The organism is Halopseudomonas salina, from assembly GCF_014637955.1.
Lineage (GTDB): Bacteria > Pseudomonadota > Gammaproteobacteria > Pseudomonadales > Pseudomonadaceae > Halopseudomonas > Halopseudomonas salina.
Genome location: NZ_BMFF01000002.1, coordinates 197,686 through 214,257 on the forward strand (window position 1 = coordinate 197,686; position 16,572 = coordinate 214,257).

Here is a 16,572-nt window from a genome sequence, read left to right on the forward strand (position 1 = left end):
GGAGCTTGATGTGACAAGCAAAGAGAAAGATAACGGCAAGCAAGCTGCCCCCGTCATCACCCCACTGCACCTGCTGCAGACGCTTACCCGCACGCTGAACGAGCATCTCGCCGATGCGTGCCGCGAAGCGGAAAAAGATGCGCGCAAGGCCATGGAGAAATTGACCCGCCAGCATGCCAAGCTGCAGGAAAAGTTGGCCGAGGCCCAGGAAAAACTGAGCAATCGTCAAACGTCGGGAGCTGATCGCAAGGCTATCGAGAAGAGCGAACAGAAAGTAGCCAACCTACAGGCAGGGCTGAACGAATTGCAGGATGCGCGTAACGCCGCGGAGACCTATACCCGGCAACTTCAGGGTGACGTACGGCAGACACTGCGTATTGCCAAAGGCCTGGAGCGTATCGAGAGCCAGGCAGACCTGGCCATCGAAAAGCGCAACAACCCAAAGCCTCCGAGCAAAGCTGCCAGTCGACCCCGCAAGCCACGCAGCCGCAAGCCGGCCGCAACCCGGCCTGGCGAGCAAAAGACCGAATCAGGCAGTAACACCTGATCGATTGCAGACCGATCACGCACAATGCCTGAACCCTGCGGGGCTCAGGCGCTGATGCGTTTGGTTATATTCCCCAGATCAGTTGAAAGCACATGCAAACGCTCGCTGGCCTTGGCGGTGCGCTTAATGTTTTCCTGGTTAGCCATGCCAATCTCGGTAATCTCCGTCAAGTTACGCGAAATATCGTCTACCACCGCATTCTGCTCTTCAGCCGCGGTTGCAATCTGACGATTCATATCCCTGATCGCCTCAATGGCACGCGTCACGTCATGCAGCATCTCCCCCGCTTCGGTTACCAGGCGCACACCCTGATCACTGCGTTCCTGACCAGTCTCAATGGCTTGGGCAGCCTCGATAGCCCCGCGCTGAACGGCTGCAATAATCTCGTTGATTTCAGCAGTTGACGCGGCCGTTCGCTGCGCGAGGGTCCGGACCTCGTCAGCCACTACGGCAAAGCCTCTTCCCGCTTCACCCGCACGGGCAGCTTCAATCGCGGCATTCAGGGCCAGCAAATTGGTTTGTTCGGCAACGCCGCGAATGACGTCAAGAACCTTTCCTATGCGGCTACTGTCATCCGCGAGACGGTTTATGACGCCGGCAGTACGGGTTATCTCGCTCTGCATCTCGGTAATACTGCGCACTGTCGACTGCATAACCCCCTCACCCTGACGCGCAGCGTTATCCGCAGCATCCGCTGAGGTCGCCGCAGTTCCGGCATGGCGGGCAACCTCTTGCGCGGTGGCGGACATTTCCTGCATTGCCGTAGCCACCTGGTCGGTCCGATCGAACTGCTCGCGGGTTCCGCCGGCGATAGTTGTAGCAACGCTGTTGAGCTCACCGCTGGCCTGGTCAAGCTCGACCGTGCTACTGCGCAACTGGGCAAAAGTCTCGGCAAGGAAGTCGTTCAACGTGTTGGCGGCCTCGGCCAGATGACCCAGTTCGTCATCCCGTTTCAGGCTTGCCTTGTTGCCCGTTCGTCCGTGGCTGAGGGCGGTTACCTGGTCTATCAGTGTGCGAATAGGCGCGACAAGAGCGCGGTCGATCCGCCAGACACTGAGCAACGTCAGCAGGATTCCCGCCAGCAAGAGGGTCAGTGTACCTACCAGCCTTGCCCTGGCAGCTTCAGCAGCAATACCAGCCGCCTGTGTTTCGGCATGGGCGCGCAGATCAGCGACCAGCGTATTCATCTGAGCTGATGCAGCCCGGTCAACCCCTTGCACCGCGGTATCACCGGCTTGCGCATCCTGACCGGCTGCCATGAACGACTGATAGCCTCTGCGATAAGCTTCTCCCAGCTGTCGGTGCTCGGCACGCAGCTCGTTGACCGCGGCTGTGGTTTTCTCCTGCACACCCTCCAGAGCGACGAGCTCGGCCAGAATCGTCTGCACCTCCTGCTCTTGAGCCTGGAATGCAGTCCAGTATTTGTCGAGGGCCGCAGGATCCTGACCCCGCAAGAGCACGTTCTTCCATTCCTGCACCTGGGTCTTGAACTGACTATTGGCCCGCTCGATCAGCTGTGCGGCCTGAACAGGCCCATCAACAAGCGACCGATAAGAGCTCACGCCAGCCGCCAGGATGGCGCTACTGGCCAACGCGATGACGGTAAGGAGGAGCAGACTGCAGGCAATAAGTGCCAGCGTCTGAGCGCGTATGGAATGTTTGAACATGATGCACCGGAGCGTAGAAGGTAGGTCTGCAAAGTATCGACAACCAGGGAGCTGGCTGAAGGGCACCGCAACATTTATTGACACTTTAAAAAATGAACCAACAGGCACCGGCCGATCAGCAGCCCCGACAGGGAGCCTCCCTCAACCGACCTCAGCGGCCAGATCAGCAAGCTGCTGCAGCGTCAACCGAAGCTCTTCACTGGCCGAGACTCCCTGCCCCAGGCAGCAACTGATCAGATGCTGCAAACAGTCGGGCTCAGCGTCACCAGAAGGTATCAGCCGCAGACACTCAATCTGCAACCGCTGCAATTGTGACCACTCCGCCGCTTGTTCGCATTCTTTTATCTGCGAATACAGCTGCGCATCACCATCAAGCCCGCGCACCGCGATTCTCGCGGCTCGCAGGGGGCCAATGATCTGCCTGTGCCACGGCGCTTGCCAGTCACAGATGGCACGCCAATCTGCGACCGCCGCCGCTCGGCCGCTGCAGCCCAGCCAACAGGCTACCAGCAGAAGCAGTACATCCAGGTCTCGATCATTCTGTAACCGCAAAAGCAATGGCTCCACCCCGGGGTGGGGATAGAGACGGGATACGTAATCGGTTAGCGCTGTTTCGCGGAGCAACATGGGGCCAGCTTACTCCCTGGCAAAGGATGATCACAGTGGCTCGGGGCGCTGATATACTCGCGCCATGATCAAAATCGAATCTCTAACGCTCCAGCGTGGGCCATTGCGCCTCCTGGAAAACGCCAACCTCACCTTGCACCCGGGCCAGAAAGTCGGCCTGTTGGGCACCAATGGGGCAGGAAAATCGAGTCTTTTTGCGCTGATGCGCGGCGAGCTGAGCACAGACGCCGGCAGCTGTTCGCTTCCGGCAGACTGGCGAATCGCGCATATGCAACAGGAAATCGAGAACCTGGAACGCCGTGCGGTGGACTATGTTCTCGACGGCGACAAGCGCCTGCGTGATATAGAAACCCGTCTGCAAAGCGCGCAGGAACGGGAGGACGCCCACGCCCTCGGCACCCTTTACGCAGAGCTGGAAGCCCACGACGGCTTCAGTGCCGACAGCCGGGCCCGCACGCTGCTCGCCGGCCTGGGTTTTTCGAGTGAACAATGTACCGCTCTGGTCGGTGATTTTTCGGGTGGTTGGCGGATGCGCCTCAACCTGGCCCAGGCGCTGATGTGTCCATCGGATCTGCTACTGCTGGACGAACCAACCAACCACCTGGACCTGGACGCCATTCTCTGGCTGGAAGATTGGCTGCGAGCCTACCCGGGAACGCTGATTCTGATCTCCCACGATCGGGACTTTCTCGATGCAGTGGTTGGCCATATCGTGCATGTGGAAGGTCGACAGCTCACCCTGTACCGCGGTGGCTACACGCAATTTGAGCGCACCCGCGCAGAGCGCCTGACCCAGCAGCAGGCCGCTTTCGAAAAACAACAGGCTGAACGCGAGCACATGCAGAAGTACATCGCCCGTTTTCGTGCGCAGGCGACCAAGGCCAAGCAGGCACAAAGCCGGATCAAGGCGCTCGAGCGCATGGAAACGCTGACAGCGGCGCACATCGACTCGCCCTTCTCCTTCAGCTTTCGCGAGGCCGATCACCAGTCCAGCCCCCTGGTCGACCTCCACCAGGGCGTACTCGGTTATGCCGACACGCAAATACTCGAGCAGGTCAAATTGCAGCTCGTACCTGGCGCACGGATAGGTGTGCTGGGCCCGAACGGCGCAGGCAAGTCGACGCTGATCAAGACACTGGCCGGCACTCTGCCACTGATAGGCGGAGAATTGAAAACGGGCGAGCATCTGGCAATTGGCTATTTTGCCCAGCACCAGCTCGACAGCCTCGACGCGAAGGCAAGCCCCCTGCTACACCTGGCCCGAATAGCACCGCAGGAACGCGAGCAGGGCCTGCGCAACTTCCTCGGCGGCTTCGATTTTCATGGGGCTCGGGCCGAAGAGCCCGTACTGAATTTTTCCGGTGGCGAAAAGGCCCGTCTGGCCCTTGCACTGATTGCCTGGCAGAAACCCAATCTGCTCCTGCTTGACGAGCCTACCAACCATCTGGACATGGAAATGCGCCACGCACTGACTCTGGCGTTACAGCGCTTTGAAGGGGCAATGCTACTGGTATCCCACGACCGTGCACTGATTCGCGACACCACCGATGAGCTTTGGCTTGTAGCCGACGGGCGGCTGCAAACCTACAGCGACGATCTCGATACCTATACGAGGTGGTTGGCGCGCTTCCGCCAGCAACAACAGGAAGAACTGAGAGCCGCCAATGGCGACGCCAGCGTCACGGACGACAGACCTGACGCCAAGACCCAGCGCCGAGAAGCCGCTGAACGCCGACAGCGTCTTGCACCACTGAAAAAAGCGATCGAGAAACTGGAGAAGGAGTTGGCCAAAGCACAGACGGAACTCTCCAGTATCGAAGAAGAACTGTCTGATACCGATCTGTACGGCGCCGACCGCAAGGACCAGCTCAAGCAGGTACTGGCTCGCCAGGCAAACTGCACTCAGAAAGTCGAACAGCTGGAGGAGCGCTGGCTGGAAGGCCATGAAGAACTCGAGGTTCTCGAACAGGCCGAGGCCGGCTGAAGCGGCCTCGACAGCCTTCCTACCAGGGTATCGGCTCCCCATCCCAGGCGTAAAAATTACCGGTATCGGCCGCTGAGCGCTGGGCTATCACCGCCAGCAATCGCTCTGCGACGAACTCTGTGGTGAACAGCTTGCCCTCCGGCACATTGGCCTGGAAGGGGGCAGACAGCTCCGTATCGGTCGTGCCCGGATGCAGCAATAGGCAAACACTGTCGCGGTTCAAACGCTTCCATTCGACGGCAAAGGTGCGCATCAGCATGTTTTGCGCGGCCTTGCTGGCACGGTAGGCATACCACCCACCCAGCCGATTATCGCCAATTGAGCCTACCCGAGCTGAGAGCGAGGCGAACACACAATGGCGATGGCCACGTAGCAGCGGCAGCAGCGCCTGCGCGAGCAGAATCGGCACGCCGGCATTGATCGAGAAACTGTGTTGAAGTGCAGCCATATTCAGTTGCTTCAGGCTTTTCTCCGGCTGCTGGCCACCCGGCTCATGAAGAAACCCGACCGTGTTGATCACCAGGTCAAGCTGCTTGCAGTGCGTTGACAGCGTTAACGCCAGAGCGTCACGCGCGGCATCGTCAGTCAGATCCGCGCTGATAGTATGCAACCTGGAATCGGCTGGAAACGAGTGGCCGTCCCAGTTTCGTGCCACCGCAAACACACAATCGAAATCGTTGCGCTGCAACAGGGTTTCAACCAGAGCACGACCGATGCCCCTACTTGCACCGGCAATCAGCGCCCCGCGCGCTTTTACGTCTTGCCCACTGGAATCCATACTGCATACCTCGTAAGTTTGCGCCACAATATCCGGATTGCTGACGGAGCCTGATATGACCCTGTGGATTGATGCCGATGCGTGCCCGAGACCGGTTCGTGACGTGGTAGTACGCGCAGCACGGCGTCGCCAGATAGAGCTGGTGCTGGTTGCCAACAGCGCTCAGACCTTGCCGCCCGGACCGGGAATTCGCCAGGTAACGGTTGCCAGCGGCGCCGATGTGGCGGACCAGTACATCATCGATCATGCAGTACCCGGCGATCTGGTGATCACTGCCGACATCCCGCTGGCAGCAGGCCTGGTCGACCGCAATGTCACCGCGATCAACCCGCGCGGTGAGATATACACCAAGTCCAACGTGGGCGAACGTCTGGCCACGCGCAACCTGATGGACGAGCTTCGCGGTGCAGGGCTGGCAGGCGGTGGCGGGCCCGCCCCCTACAGCGATCGAGACAAGCAGGCATTCGCCAACTCTCTCGACCGGCTGCTGGCAAAACTCTGACGCTAGGACCGGCCCCGAGCGCCAGCAGTAGTCACGAACCCCAGGGCCTGGGATTCAAGCTCTGTGCGCAACCGGTCTACCTCGTTGGAAAGCCCATCGAGAGCAACCGCCTGTTCGGCATTATTCCGAGCAACGTCCTTGACCCCGACCAGGTGCTGCGACACATCATCACCCACGGTGGACTGCTCCAGCGTTGCCGTTGCGATCATGTCATTTAGACGCGAAATATGGCCCATCTCCTCGACCATATTGGCCAACGTAGAAGCGCTGGCGTCCGCGGAGCCCAGGCACCGCTGCACCGACTCCTGACTGCGCTCCATTGCCGATCGCGCAGCCTCAGAGGCATGCTGGAGGCGAGTTATCAGATCCTGTATCTCGGCGGTAGATTTTGCCGTGCGCTGCGAAAGGTTACGTACCTCATCGGCAACCACCGCAAACCCTCGGCCCTGATCACCTGCACGCGCCGCCTCAATCGCTGCGTTCAGCGCCAGCAGGTTGGTCTGCTCGGCCACACCGCGGATCATATCCACGACCTGATGGATTTCATTGGCCAGATTGGCGGTACCGTTGACCGCGTCACCCGTCACAGCGAGATCGCCGCTCAGTGAATCGATCTCGACCCGTATCTGCTGCATTGCCTCGTTCCCCTGACGGGCATGATTGTTCATATTGCGGGCCGCGCCCGCGGCCTCCTCGGCACTGCGCGCCACGTCTGTGGTCGCAGAGCTGAGTTCCTGCATTGCCTGGCTCATATATTGCGCTTCGCTAGCCTGACGGTCAGCGCCCTCGCGTACCAGACCTGACTTGTCCGATACCGCGCCACTTACGCCGCTAAGCTGCTTGAGGGTATCCTGCACACCTGAGATCAGATCATCAAGTTGACCGATCAGACGGTTGAAACCGAGCAGGACTGGCGTAGCGTCCGTAGCGCGATGGGTCAAGTCCATGGCTTCCGGATTTTTCATAATGGCACTGGTAAGCGAAGCGAGCATCTCGCCATCACGGGCGTCGCGATAACTTTCGCGCGCCAGGTAGACCAGCACCGCTGTCTCGGCCACCACATAGCCGGCATGCACGAAGACCAGACCCCAGGTTGCCTCTGCTGCAAGCCATACACCCGCGACGCGCGACTGCAAGTAGAAAAAAAGCAGGTGATGTACGGCAATGACCACGGCAGCAACAACAATTGGCAGCCAATCGCGATAGAAGATCAGCACAGCGAGCAGCACAAAAATCGAAAAATGCATTTCGACAGTGCCCATGCTCTGGTTGATGTGCAGCATCGACATCACCATCAGCGCGGCGCCCATCACGCAACGAAACAGGCGAGTTCCGCCGATCAACGCATGCAGACCGTGCATAACCGCCAGGGTGCCGCCGCCGACCAGCAGGGCCTGCAACCAGGTGCCGTACCAGACCGCCAGCCCCAGCGCGAAAACCTGACAAACCCAGAGCACCACTAGCATGACGCGGTCAGCCTTGAGATAGTGAGCTGCCAGGGAGCTGGATTGCATTGTATTCACGCTAGATGCCTCGTTTGAGGTCACACAGGCAAGCTACCGTATCCTGGGTGACAATATTGACCGGTCGTCCGGCCAACAGGGTTGTGATCACCGGCTCTATAAAACTGCTATCCCTGCTGCAGTGCGCTCCATCACTGTATGGCCCAACGTATGCCAGGTTTCCCGCCGCGTCCCAGATCGCCACAGAGGGCGCCCCTGGCCAGTCGTTCCATTCACTGGGTATCGGCCAATGAGGCAATTGCTTGAGTGCCGGCAGCAGGCCCTCAGTGCTCTGCGACCCGGCGCGAGCAAACATGACGCCAAGCTCCGAGAATCGCTCCGTCATGCTTTCCAGATAATCCTCATGACCTCCGTTGCAGGGGCAACCCGGCTGCCACACATGCAACACCTGAACCTGGCCGGGAGCGAATGGCGGCTGAACGTTCTGCGCGCTGAAATACACAGGCCGCTCGAAGGCTTTCACATATTGTCCTTCGAACCACCAGAATGCCCAGGCAAGTCCGGCAAACCATCCCAACAGCAACAGCCCGACCGCCATTTTTTTCGTCGAGGAATAACGGCTTTCCTGCCTGCTCAAGACTCAACTCCACACGCCAGCTATTTGTAAGGCAGCACATTATTATACACAGATTGTTTTTTGTACAGCTTCCGCAGAAGTGTCCGACAGGATAGTGCTAACTCATCCACAACTTGGAATATTGCTCTGGCATCTCGCTATCTCACCCCCACCATCGGGAGTATCCTTCAAGGGCTGAACTCAACGCATGCAAGGGATCCGGTTGCACCTGGCCGGACAAGGATGAAAACCCGCTATGCTCGGTCAATTGGACCTCTCTTCTCTAGGCGCGGCGCTCTCGCTGGTTACCCTGAGCATGACGCTGCTGCTAGCAGTTGCTGCCTGGCATTCGGGAGTTCAGACAGGGTTACGGCATTGGGCCGTGGGGAATTTTGCGCTGATGCTGGGCTTGTTGCTCAACGTCAATCAGGAACTGGTCCACCCGAGTCTGTCGATTGTCCTGGCCAACGGCTTGATGACTCTGGGTATCGGTGTCACCTGGCTTGGCATACGCGCCTTCAAGGGCAAGAGCCAGCCGCAGACATGGCCCATCATTGCCGCGCTACTGACAATGGCATTGCTGTGGGTATTCCGGTTTGAAATCGACAGCTTCACTGCCAGACTGGGCATCTCATCTATGATCCTGGCCAGCATGAGCCTGCTGTGTGCCCGCGAGCTGTTCGTGACTGCAGAGCAACCTCTGCGCACCGCCTTCTGGCTGACCGGTAGCATTGCCTTGCTTTGCGGTTCGGGCCTGATAATACGCGCACTTTTAAGTCTGACCGAATTTGCACCGACCACCGCAATCGCCGACAACGCGCTGCAGAGTGCCACATTACTGGGAGCCATGGTCGCCCAGATATGGCTGGCCAGCGGCTTCATTCTGATGACGCACTACCGCACCACCATGGCATTGCACCGCCTATCCGAGCGCGATTCACTCACGGACACTTTGAACCGCCGGAGCCTGCACGCCCGGGCAAGCGAAGTGCTGGTCAAGGCTCAGGAGCTGCAGGCACCTGTTACCCTGATCATGATGGATGCCGATCATTTCAAACGCATCAACGATGAATTCGGTCACCAGACAGGAGACGCGGTGCTCTGCCATATGGTCAGCCGGATTCGCCAGCATCTTCGGACCGACGATCTTCTCGGGCGCTTTGGTGGTGAAGAGTTCGTGCTCATCCTGCCAGGCCTGGATACCGACAGTGCCAGTCAGGTTGCCGAGCGGATTCGCGTAGGCCTGTGCAACCAGCCATGGCATTGCGAAAGCACCCCGGTGAACCTCAGCCTCAGCCTGGGCGTCGCCTGCTCGGTCCAGCAGGGCTATAACTTTGACGCTCTGCTTGGCGCTGCTGACGGCGCTCTTTACCAGGCCAAGGCGCTGGGTCGCAACCGCGTTGAGCTCGCCGCAGAACAGGGCGCCGACCCCGGCGACCAAATGGCATTACGCTTACTGTCGCAATTCCGTCATAATCTGGAGGTATAACGTCCCTTACAGACAGGTTATCGTGCAGACTTCTGTTACTTGTGAGGGCCACTGCATCCAAACCTGAGGAGTTCCAGTGAGTTTCAATCCTGCCAATCGACAGTTCCCCAACACCCGCTTGCGCCGCGCCCGTCGCGATGACTTTTCCCGCCGACTGGTGCGCGAAACCCGGCTCAGCGTAGACGATCTTATCTATCCGATGTTCGTCCTTGAAGGAACAGGTCAGCGCGAAGCCGTCGCTTCAATGCCCGGTGTCGAGCGAGTTTCCATCGACCTGTTACTCGAGGAAGCGGCTGAACTGGTCGAGCTCGGCATCCCGGCGATCGCTCTGTTCCCGGTCACACCAGCCCATTGCAAGTCTCTGGATGCGGCCGAGGCCTATAATCCCGAGGGGCTGGCTCAGCGTGCTACGCGCGCATTGAAAGCGCGTTTTCCTGGCCTGGGCGTGATTACCGATGTGGCTCTGGACCCGTTCACCACCCACGGCCAGGACGGCATCATAGATGATCAGGGATACGTCCTGAATGATGTGACCGTGGAGGCTCTGGTCAAACAGACGCTGTCCCATGCGCAGGCCGGAGCCGATATAGTCGCACCATCAGACATGATGGATGGCCGCGTCGGCGCAATGCGTCACGCCCTGGAAGCTGCGGGATATGTGAACACCCGTATCCTTGCCTACTCCGCCAAGTATGCCAGCGCCTATTACGGGCCTTTCCGTGACGCCGTGGGCTCTGCCGGCAATCTCGGCAAAGCCGATAAGTCCACCTACCAGATGGACCCGGCCAACAGTGACGAGGCGCTGCATGAGGTTGCCCAGGATCTGGCTGAAGGCGCCGACATGGTCATGGTCAAACCAGGCATGCCCTACCTGGATATCGTTCATCGGGTAAAAAGTACCTTCCGCGTGCCGACTTTCGTCTATCAGGTGAGTGGCGAATATGCGATGCATTGCGCGGCAATTCAGAATGGCTGGCTCAGCGAAGCCGTTATCCTCGAGTCCCTGACCGCCATCAAGCGTGCAGGCGCCGATGCCATCCTGACCTATTTCGCCAAAGCGGCAGCCAGACAGCTGCAGCAAAAAGAATAATCATTCGAGGTACCCATGCAGGAGTTGAAGAGCGTGCGTGACGAGACAAGTGAGACCGCGGACAACACCGTCGCGCCAGCCAGTCAGACCGACCAGACCAGCCCGAGTGGCTCAGCCAACGCACCCAGGCTTCCAGCGCCGACTGCGACGCAGACTGAGCCAGCCGCGCCCCTGGCCGACATCAATGCCCCGGAGCTGTACATTCATCGCGAGCTATCGCAGCTACAATTCAATATCCGCGTGCTCGAACAGGCGCTGGATGAATCCTACCCCCTGCTGGAGCGCTTGAAGTTTCTGCTGATCTTTTCCGGCAACATCGACGAATTCTTCGAGATTCGCGTGGCCGGCCTGAAGAAGCAGATTACCTTCGCCCGCGAACAGACCGGCCCGGATGGCCTCCAGCCCCAGCAGGTGCTGGCCAAGATCAGCGAGATAGCCCACCAGCAGATAAGTCGTCAATACGCCCTGCTGAACGATATGCTCCTGCCGCAATTGGCGGAGAAAGGCATCCGTTTCGTTCGCCGACACCAGTGGACGCATAAGCAGACCCTGTGGATTCGCCGATTCTTCCGCCAGGAAGTGGCGCCGATCATCAGCCCCATTGGTCTGGATCCCACGCATCCGTTCCCGCTGCTGGTGAACAAGAGCCTGAACTTCATAGTGCAGCTCGAAGGTATCGACGCTTTTGGTCGCGATTCCGGCCTGGCCATTATTCCCGCGCCGCGCTCATTGCCACGTCTGATCCGCATGCCCGACGAGCTGTGCAACGGTGGTGACAACTTCATTTTTCTGTCGTCGATGATCCACGCCCATGCCGATGATCTGTTCCCGGGCATGAAGGTGATGGGCTGTTATCAGTTCCGTCTGACCCGTAACGCCGATCTGATCGTCGACCCTGACGAGGTGGATGATCTGGCAAGGGCGCTGCGTGGCGAACTGCTCTCGCGCCGCTACGGCGATGCGGTGCGCCTGGAGGTCGCGGATAACTGTCCCAAGCCGCTTACCGACTTTCTGCTCAAGCAGTTCGGTCTGAGCGAGTCCGAGCTGTATGAGGTCAATGGCCCGGTCAACCTGACCCGGCTGTTTTCCATTACCGCACTGGAAAACCATCCGGAACTGCAATTCCCGCCCTTCAGCCCTGGCATTCCGAAGCTGCTGTCGAACAACGACACCCTCTTCCAGGCGATCGGCAAGCAGGACATTCTGCTGCAACACCCCTATGAGTCCTTCAGCCCGGTGGTCGATCTGCTGCGCCAGGCCGCGCAGGACCCCAACGTCCTCGCAATCAAGCAGACCCTGTATCGCACTGGAGCGAACTCGGAAATTGTCAACGCACTGGTTGATGCCGCCCGCAACGGCAAGGAAGTCACCGTGGTGATCGAGTTGCGCGCACGCTTTGATGAGGAGTCCAACCTGCAACTGGCCAGCCGCCTGCAGCAGGCCGGAGCTGTAGTGATCTACGGCGTGGTCGGGTTCAAGACCCACGCCAAGATGATGTTGATCCTGCGTCGCGAGGACAAAATCCTCAGACGTTACGTGCACATGGGCACCGGCAACTACCACGCAGGCAACGCTCGCCTGTACACCGACTACAGCATTCTCAGCTCCGACCTGGCGTTGACCGAGGACGTGCACAAACTCTTCAACCAGCTGATCGGCATGGGCAAGACCCTGCGCATGAAGAAGCTGCTGCAGGCACCCTTCACCCTCAAGAAACGCCTGCTCGAACTGATCAATCGCGAAACCATGAATGCCATGGCCGGCAAGCCTGCACATATTATCGCCAAAGCCAATGCCCTTACCGATGCAAAGATCATCAAGGCGCTTTACAAGGCCTCCCAGTGCGGCGTGAAAATCGATCTGATTGTTCGCGGCATGTGCTGCCTGCGTCCAGGGGTACCGGGGGTGTCACACAACATTACCGTGCGCTCGATTATCGGCCGTTTTCTGGAGCATAGCCGGGTCTACTATTTTCTCAACGACGGCCAGGAGCAGGTGTGGATGTCCAGTGCCGACATGATGGAGCGCAACCTGGACAAGCGCGTCGAGACCTGCTTCCCCCTCGAGGGCAAGAAGCTGATCACCCGAGCCAAGCAGGAGCTGTTGGTATTCATGACTGACAATACCCAGAGCTGGATTCTGCAAACCGATGGCACCTACGTGCGCAGCTCACCTACGGGTAATCAACTGGCGCGCAGTGCCCAGAGCACCCTGCTGGAGAAGCTCTCCAGTTCGCCTCAGCGCGCCGTCAACGTATAACCCGCCTTGGCCCAGAACTGGGCCTCATGGGCAAAGTCGGCGTTGGTCAGCGGGTTGGCGTCAAGCCAACCTTCGGGGAAGTGTAACTGCAGGTAGTCGGAGCCGGCCTCAACGGCAAGCTCCGGCATGGTCTGATTGCCGCGAATGTGGTGGTACAGAATCGCCAGGCGCAACAGCATGCATAACCTGAGCAGGTAGGTTGCCTCTTCACCGAATTCCGCCAGGCGCTCGGTACTGGGCAAATTACGTCGGTGGCCGCGCACCAGTTGCGCCAGAGCCTGCTGCTCCTGGCGACTGAATCCCGCCAGATCGGCATGCTCGATCAGATAGGCGCCATGCTTGTGATATTGGCTATGTGCGATATCCAGGCCTACTTCGTGTACCCGCGCAGCCCAACACAGCATGTCGGCGTGCCTGACTTCAGTCAGACCCCAGGCCCCAGCCACCTTGCCCAGCAGACTGAGCGCCTTGTGCTCTACACGCGATGCCTGGTCAACATCCACATGGCAGCGCTCCATCAGCGCGCTCAGGGTTCTTTCGCGCACATCCTCGTGCTGATGGCGGCCGAGCAAGTCATAAAGCACACCTTCCCGGAGCGCGCCGTCGGAGTGGGCCATATTCTGCACACCGAGTGCGTCAAAGATCGCTTCCAGAATCGCCAAGCCGGCTGGCAGGGTCGCACGACGATCGGCCTTCAGGCCGGGGATATCGATCTTGTCGACGTGCCCTGCCCGTATGACCCGGCGCTTGACCCAATTGAGACCCTCAAGCGTCAATCCCGGCTCCTTCTGTCCGGAACCCTGCATACATTGCCCAATGGTACGAATGGTCCCAGAGGCACCCACTGCCTCCTGCCAACCCATGCGTCCGATAGCCTGCTCGATGTTCATCAGCTCCAGTCGCGCCGTGGTATAGGCCTGGGCATAGCGACTGGCATTGACCTTGCCTTCGGAAAAATACGCACGCGTGTAGGACACGCAGCCCATCTGCAGACTTTCTCGCAACAAGGATTCGAAACGTTCACCCACTATGAACTCGGTACTTCCGCCGCCGATATCCACCACCAGACGCTTGCCCTGATCGTCCGCCTGAGTGTGGGCAACGCCAAGGTAAATCAAACGCGCTTCTTCACGACCTGAAATAACATCGACCTTGTGCCCGATTATCTGCCGGACCTGACGCATGAACTGACCCCGGTTGCGCGCCTCCCGTAACGCATTGGTACCGACTATACGTACCGCGCCATCAGGCAACCCATTGGTCAGTTGTGCGAAACGCCTCAAGCAATCGAGACCGCGTTGCATTGACTCTTCGTTGAGTTCACCCTTTTCATTAAGGCCCGCGGCCAACTGCACCTTCTCACCGAGTCGTTCGAGAATGCGAATTTCGCCGTGATCCACCTTGGCCAGAACCATGTGGAAACTGTTGGAGCCAAGGTCAATGGCAGCAACCAGCGGGAAATCGGACTGTTCTCTTTGCACCATGCGACTGCCTCCGGGGGTAAGTTCCCCGGATTCTAACACTGCATTGAAGCCTTTGGCCCGCGTGCACGTGTGCATAACTGCTTACCCGCCGCCTTCCGCTGTTTGCCGAGGTGATGCTATAGTGAAACCTGATTTGTCTTTGAACCCTGGAGAAACTAATGAGCGATTTGATCGTGCATGTCACAGACAGCAGCTTCGATAGCGAAGTGCTGAAGGCTGACGGCCCCGTGCTGGTCGATTACTGGGCAGAGTGGTGCGGCCCCTGCAAAATGATTGCCCCGGTTCTGGATGAGATTGCCAAGGAATATCAGGGCAAACTGAAAATTGCCAAGCTGAACATCGACGAGAATGCCGACACGCCGCCCAAGTATGGTGTACGCGGCATTCCGACCTTGATGCTGTTCAAGGACGGCAATATCGAGGCGACCAAAGTAGGAGCACTCTCGAAGTCACAGCTCTCTGCTTTCCTTGATAGCAACATCTGAACTACCTTCCCCCGGTTGTCCGCCGACCGGGGGAGTTCACTGCGTGCAGACTTTCTGCTATCTGACTATGGACGTTCCCAGCAAGCAGTGCTAGATTTAGCCCTCAATTCCTTGTCGCACCCTGCGATTGTGGCTTTCCAACATCAGCCAAACCCATCGCCCCATGCATTCATGGCGGCCTCTTACTAACCCGTCCTGCCGAAAAATTATATCCTACCGACTCTATGAACCTGACCGAACTCAAACAAAAACCTATTACCGAACTGCTGGAAATCGCCGAACAGATGGGCCTCGAGAACATGGGCCGGTCGCGCAAGCAAGATGTGATTTTCGCAACCCTGAAAAAACACGCCAAAGGCGGTGAAGACATTCACGGCGACGGCGTGCTGGAAATTCTTCAGGACGGTTTTGGGTTTCTTCGCTCTGCAGACTCCTCCTATCTGGCCGGCCCTGACGACATCTATGTGTCACCCAGCCAGATCCGGCGCTTCAATCTGCGCACCGGCGACACCATCGCCGGCAAGATTCGACCTCCAAAGGACGGCGAGCGGTATTTTGCGCTGCTGAAAGTTGACTCCATCAACTTCGATCGGCCGGAAAATACCAAGAACAAGATCCTGTTCGAAAACCTGACACCGCTGTTTCCGACCCAGCGTCTGGCGATGGAAGCGGGTAACGGCTCGACAGAAGATCTGATGGCCCGGATCATCGATCTGTGCGCACCTATCGGCAAAGGTCAGCGAGGCCTGCTAGTTGCTCCGCCCAAGGCGGGTAAGACGCTGATGCTGCAGAACATTGCGGCAAACATTGCGCGCAACAACCCCGAGTGTCACCTGATCGTACTGCTGATCGACGAGCGCCCGGAAGAAGTGACCGAGATGCAGCGTACCGTGCGCGGTGAAGTCGTTGCCTCTACCTTCGATGAGCCGCCGAGCCGGCACGTGCAGGTCGCCGAGATGGTGATCGAAAAGGCCAAGCGTCTGGTCGAACACAAACAGGACGTGATCATTCTGCTTGACTCGATCACCCGTCTGGCGCGCGCCTACAACACCGTAATCCCCAGCTCAGGCAAGGTACTTACCGGTGGTGTCGACGCCCACGCCCTGGAAAAACCCAAACGCTTCTTCGGCGCAGCTCGCAACATCGAGGAAGGCGGCAGCTTGACCATTATCGCCACCGCACTGGTCGACACCGGGTCGAAGATGGACGAGGTGATCTACGAGGAGTTCAAGGGCACCGGCAACATGGAGATCCACCTGGATCGCAAGATTGCCGAAAAGCGTGTGTTCCCTGCGATCAACATCAACCGTTCCGGCACCCGCCGCGAGGAGCTGCTGACCAGCGAAGACGAGTTGCAGCGCATGTGGATCTTGCGCAAGATTCTGCACTCGATGGACGAAATCGCCGCAATCGAGTTCCTGCTGGACCGCTTGAAAGACACGAAGACCAACAACGAGTTCTTCCAGTCGATGAAGCGCAGCAAGAACTGAACCGCAGCGACAAGTGGCAAGCCTCAAGCTGCAAGCAGATCTACACTGCTTGCAGCTTGTTGCATTTTACGCCACCCCCGCAAACAGCTTT

At 58.6% G+C, this 16,572-nt stretch carries 14 protein-coding genes; 8 read left to right on the forward strand and 6 right to left on the reverse strand.

From position 1 onward, the window contains the following. The first annotated feature begins 10 nt into the window (after positions 1-10). Entirely contained in the window at positions 11-547 is a 537-nt protein-coding gene (locus IEV54_RS04835; RefSeq protein ID WP_150276214.1) for a hypothetical protein, read from the forward strand. 44 nt (positions 548-591) lie between these two features. On the opposite strand, the gene IEV54_RS04840 is transcribed toward IEV54_RS04835, so the two are convergent. Next, entirely contained in the window at positions 592-2,214 is a 1,623-nt protein-coding gene (locus tag IEV54_RS04840; RefSeq protein WP_150276215.1) for a methyl-accepting chemotaxis protein, read from the reverse strand. 141 nt (positions 2,215-2,355) lie between these two features. Continuing rightward, positions 2,356-2,841, reverse strand: a complete 486-nt coding sequence (locus tag IEV54_RS04845; protein ID WP_150276216.1) for a TIGR02444 family protein — start codon at positions 2,839-2,841, stop codon at positions 2,356-2,358. Between the two features lie 64 nt (positions 2,842-2,905). On the opposite strand from IEV54_RS04845, the gene IEV54_RS04850 reads away from it, so the two are divergent. Then, on the forward strand, positions 2,906-4,825 hold the full coding sequence (locus IEV54_RS04850; RefSeq protein ID WP_150276217.1) for an ATP-binding cassette domain-containing protein: 1,920 nt from the start codon (positions 2,906-2,908) through the stop codon (positions 4,823-4,825). A gap of 19 nt (positions 4,826-4,844) precedes the next feature. Here the strand turns inward: IEV54_RS04850 and IEV54_RS04855 are convergent, their stop codons facing one another. Continuing rightward, entirely contained in the window at positions 4,845-5,603 is a 759-nt protein-coding gene (locus IEV54_RS04855) for an SDR family NAD(P)-dependent oxidoreductase (protein ID WP_150276218.1), read from the reverse strand. Positions 5,604-5,658: 55 nt separating this feature from the next. On the opposite strand from IEV54_RS04855, the gene IEV54_RS04860 reads away from it, so the two are divergent. Beyond that, positions 5,659-6,105 carry a YaiI/YqxD family protein gene (locus IEV54_RS04860; RefSeq protein ID WP_150276219.1) on the forward strand — a complete coding sequence of 149 codons (447 nt, stop codon included), beginning with the start codon at positions 5,659-5,661 and terminating at the stop codon, positions 6,103-6,105. Positions 6,106-6,107: 2 nt separating this feature from the next. Here the strand turns inward: IEV54_RS04860 and IEV54_RS04865 are convergent, their stop codons facing one another. Together IEV54_RS04865 and IEV54_RS04870 are read right to left on the reverse strand one after the other, a co-directional pair. Beyond that, positions 6,108-7,619 carry a methyl-accepting chemotaxis protein gene (locus tag IEV54_RS04865; RefSeq protein ID WP_223825370.1) on the reverse strand — a complete coding sequence of 504 codons (1,512 nt, stop codon included), beginning with the start codon at positions 7,617-7,619 and terminating at the stop codon, positions 6,108-6,110. Positions 7,620-7,629: 10 nt separating this feature from the next. Next, entirely contained in the window at positions 7,630-8,205 is a 576-nt protein-coding gene (locus IEV54_RS04870; RefSeq protein ID WP_150276221.1) for a DUF6436 domain-containing protein, read from the reverse strand. A gap of 235 nt (positions 8,206-8,440) precedes the next feature. Between IEV54_RS04870 and IEV54_RS04875 the strand changes: the two genes are divergently transcribed. The 3 genes from IEV54_RS04875 (at position 8,441) to ppk1 (ending at position 13,022) form a co-directional block, all read left to right on the forward strand. Beyond that, positions 8,441-9,673: a GGDEF domain-containing protein gene (locus tag IEV54_RS04875; protein ID WP_150276222.1), complete on the forward strand. Its 1,233-nt coding sequence runs from the start codon at positions 8,441-8,443 to the stop codon at positions 9,671-9,673. A gap of 76 nt (positions 9,674-9,749) precedes the next feature. Further along, positions 9,750-10,763 carry a porphobilinogen synthase gene (hemB, locus tag IEV54_RS04880; protein ID WP_150276223.1) on the forward strand — a complete coding sequence of 338 codons (1,014 nt, stop codon included), beginning with the start codon at positions 9,750-9,752 and terminating at the stop codon, positions 10,761-10,763. Positions 10,764-10,778: 15 nt separating this feature from the next. Next, entirely contained in the window at positions 10,779-13,022 is a 2,244-nt protein-coding gene (gene ppk1 / locus IEV54_RS04885) for a polyphosphate kinase 1 (RefSeq protein WP_150276224.1), read from the forward strand. On the opposite strand, the gene ppx is transcribed toward ppk1, so the two are convergent. Next, a complete protein-coding gene (gene ppx / locus IEV54_RS04890; protein ID WP_150276225.1) occupies positions 13,001-14,506 on the reverse strand; it encodes an exopolyphosphatase in 1,506 nt (501 codons plus the stop codon). The genes ppk1 and ppx overlap by 22 nt on opposite strands. Before the next feature lie 158 nt (positions 14,507-14,664). On the opposite strand from ppx, the gene trxA reads away from it, so the two are divergent. Beyond that, positions 14,665-14,991, forward strand: coding sequence for a thioredoxin TrxA (gene trxA / locus IEV54_RS04895; RefSeq protein WP_150276226.1), 327 nt, complete (start codon positions 14,665-14,667; stop codon positions 14,989-14,991). 224 nt (positions 14,992-15,215) lie between these two features. Further along, the gene (gene rho / locus IEV54_RS04900) at positions 15,216-16,481 is read left to right on the forward strand and encodes a transcription termination factor Rho (protein WP_150276227.1); all 1,266 of its coding nucleotides are present in this window, start codon (positions 15,216-15,218) and stop codon (positions 16,479-16,481) included. Positions 16,482-16,572 lie beyond the last annotated feature (91 nt).

What these genes read in the sequence shown, in the direction of transcription:
- IEV54_RS04840 (WP_150276215.1), bottom strand. Translation starts at nt 2,214, where the DNA reads ATGTTCAAACATTCCATACGCGCTCAGACGCTGGCACTTATTGCCTGC.
- IEV54_RS04845 (WP_150276216.1), bottom strand. Translation starts at nt 2,841, where the DNA reads ATGTTGCTCCGCGAAACAGCGCTAACCGATTACGTATCCCGTCTCTAT.
- IEV54_RS04850 (WP_150276217.1), top strand. Translation starts at nt 2,906, where the DNA reads ATGATCAAAATCGAATCTCTAACGCTCCAGCGTGGGCCATTGCGCCTC.
- IEV54_RS04855 (WP_150276218.1), bottom strand. Translation starts at nt 5,603, where the DNA reads ATGGATTCCAGTGGGCAAGACGTAAAAGCGCGCGGGGCGCTGATTGCC.
- IEV54_RS04860 (WP_150276219.1), top strand. Translation starts at nt 5,659, where the DNA reads ATGACCCTGTGGATTGATGCCGATGCGTGCCCGAGACCGGTTCGTGAC.
- IEV54_RS04865 (WP_223825370.1), bottom strand. Translation starts at nt 7,619, where the DNA reads ATGCAATCCAGCTCCCTGGCAGCTCACTATCTCAAGGCTGACCGCGTC.
- IEV54_RS04875 (WP_150276222.1), top strand. Translation starts at nt 8,441, where the DNA reads ATGCTCGGTCAATTGGACCTCTCTTCTCTAGGCGCGGCGCTCTCGCTG.
- ppk1 (WP_150276224.1), top strand. Translation starts at nt 10,779, where the DNA reads ATGCAGGAGTTGAAGAGCGTGCGTGACGAGACAAGTGAGACCGCGGAC.
- ppx (WP_150276225.1), bottom strand. Translation starts at nt 14,506, where the DNA reads ATGGTGCAAAGAGAACAGTCCGATTTCCCGCTGGTTGCTGCCATTGAC.
- trxA (WP_150276226.1), top strand. Translation starts at nt 14,665, where the DNA reads ATGAGCGATTTGATCGTGCATGTCACAGACAGCAGCTTCGATAGCGAA.
- rho (WP_150276227.1), top strand. Translation starts at nt 15,216, where the DNA reads ATGAACCTGACCGAACTCAAACAAAAACCTATTACCGAACTGCTGGAA.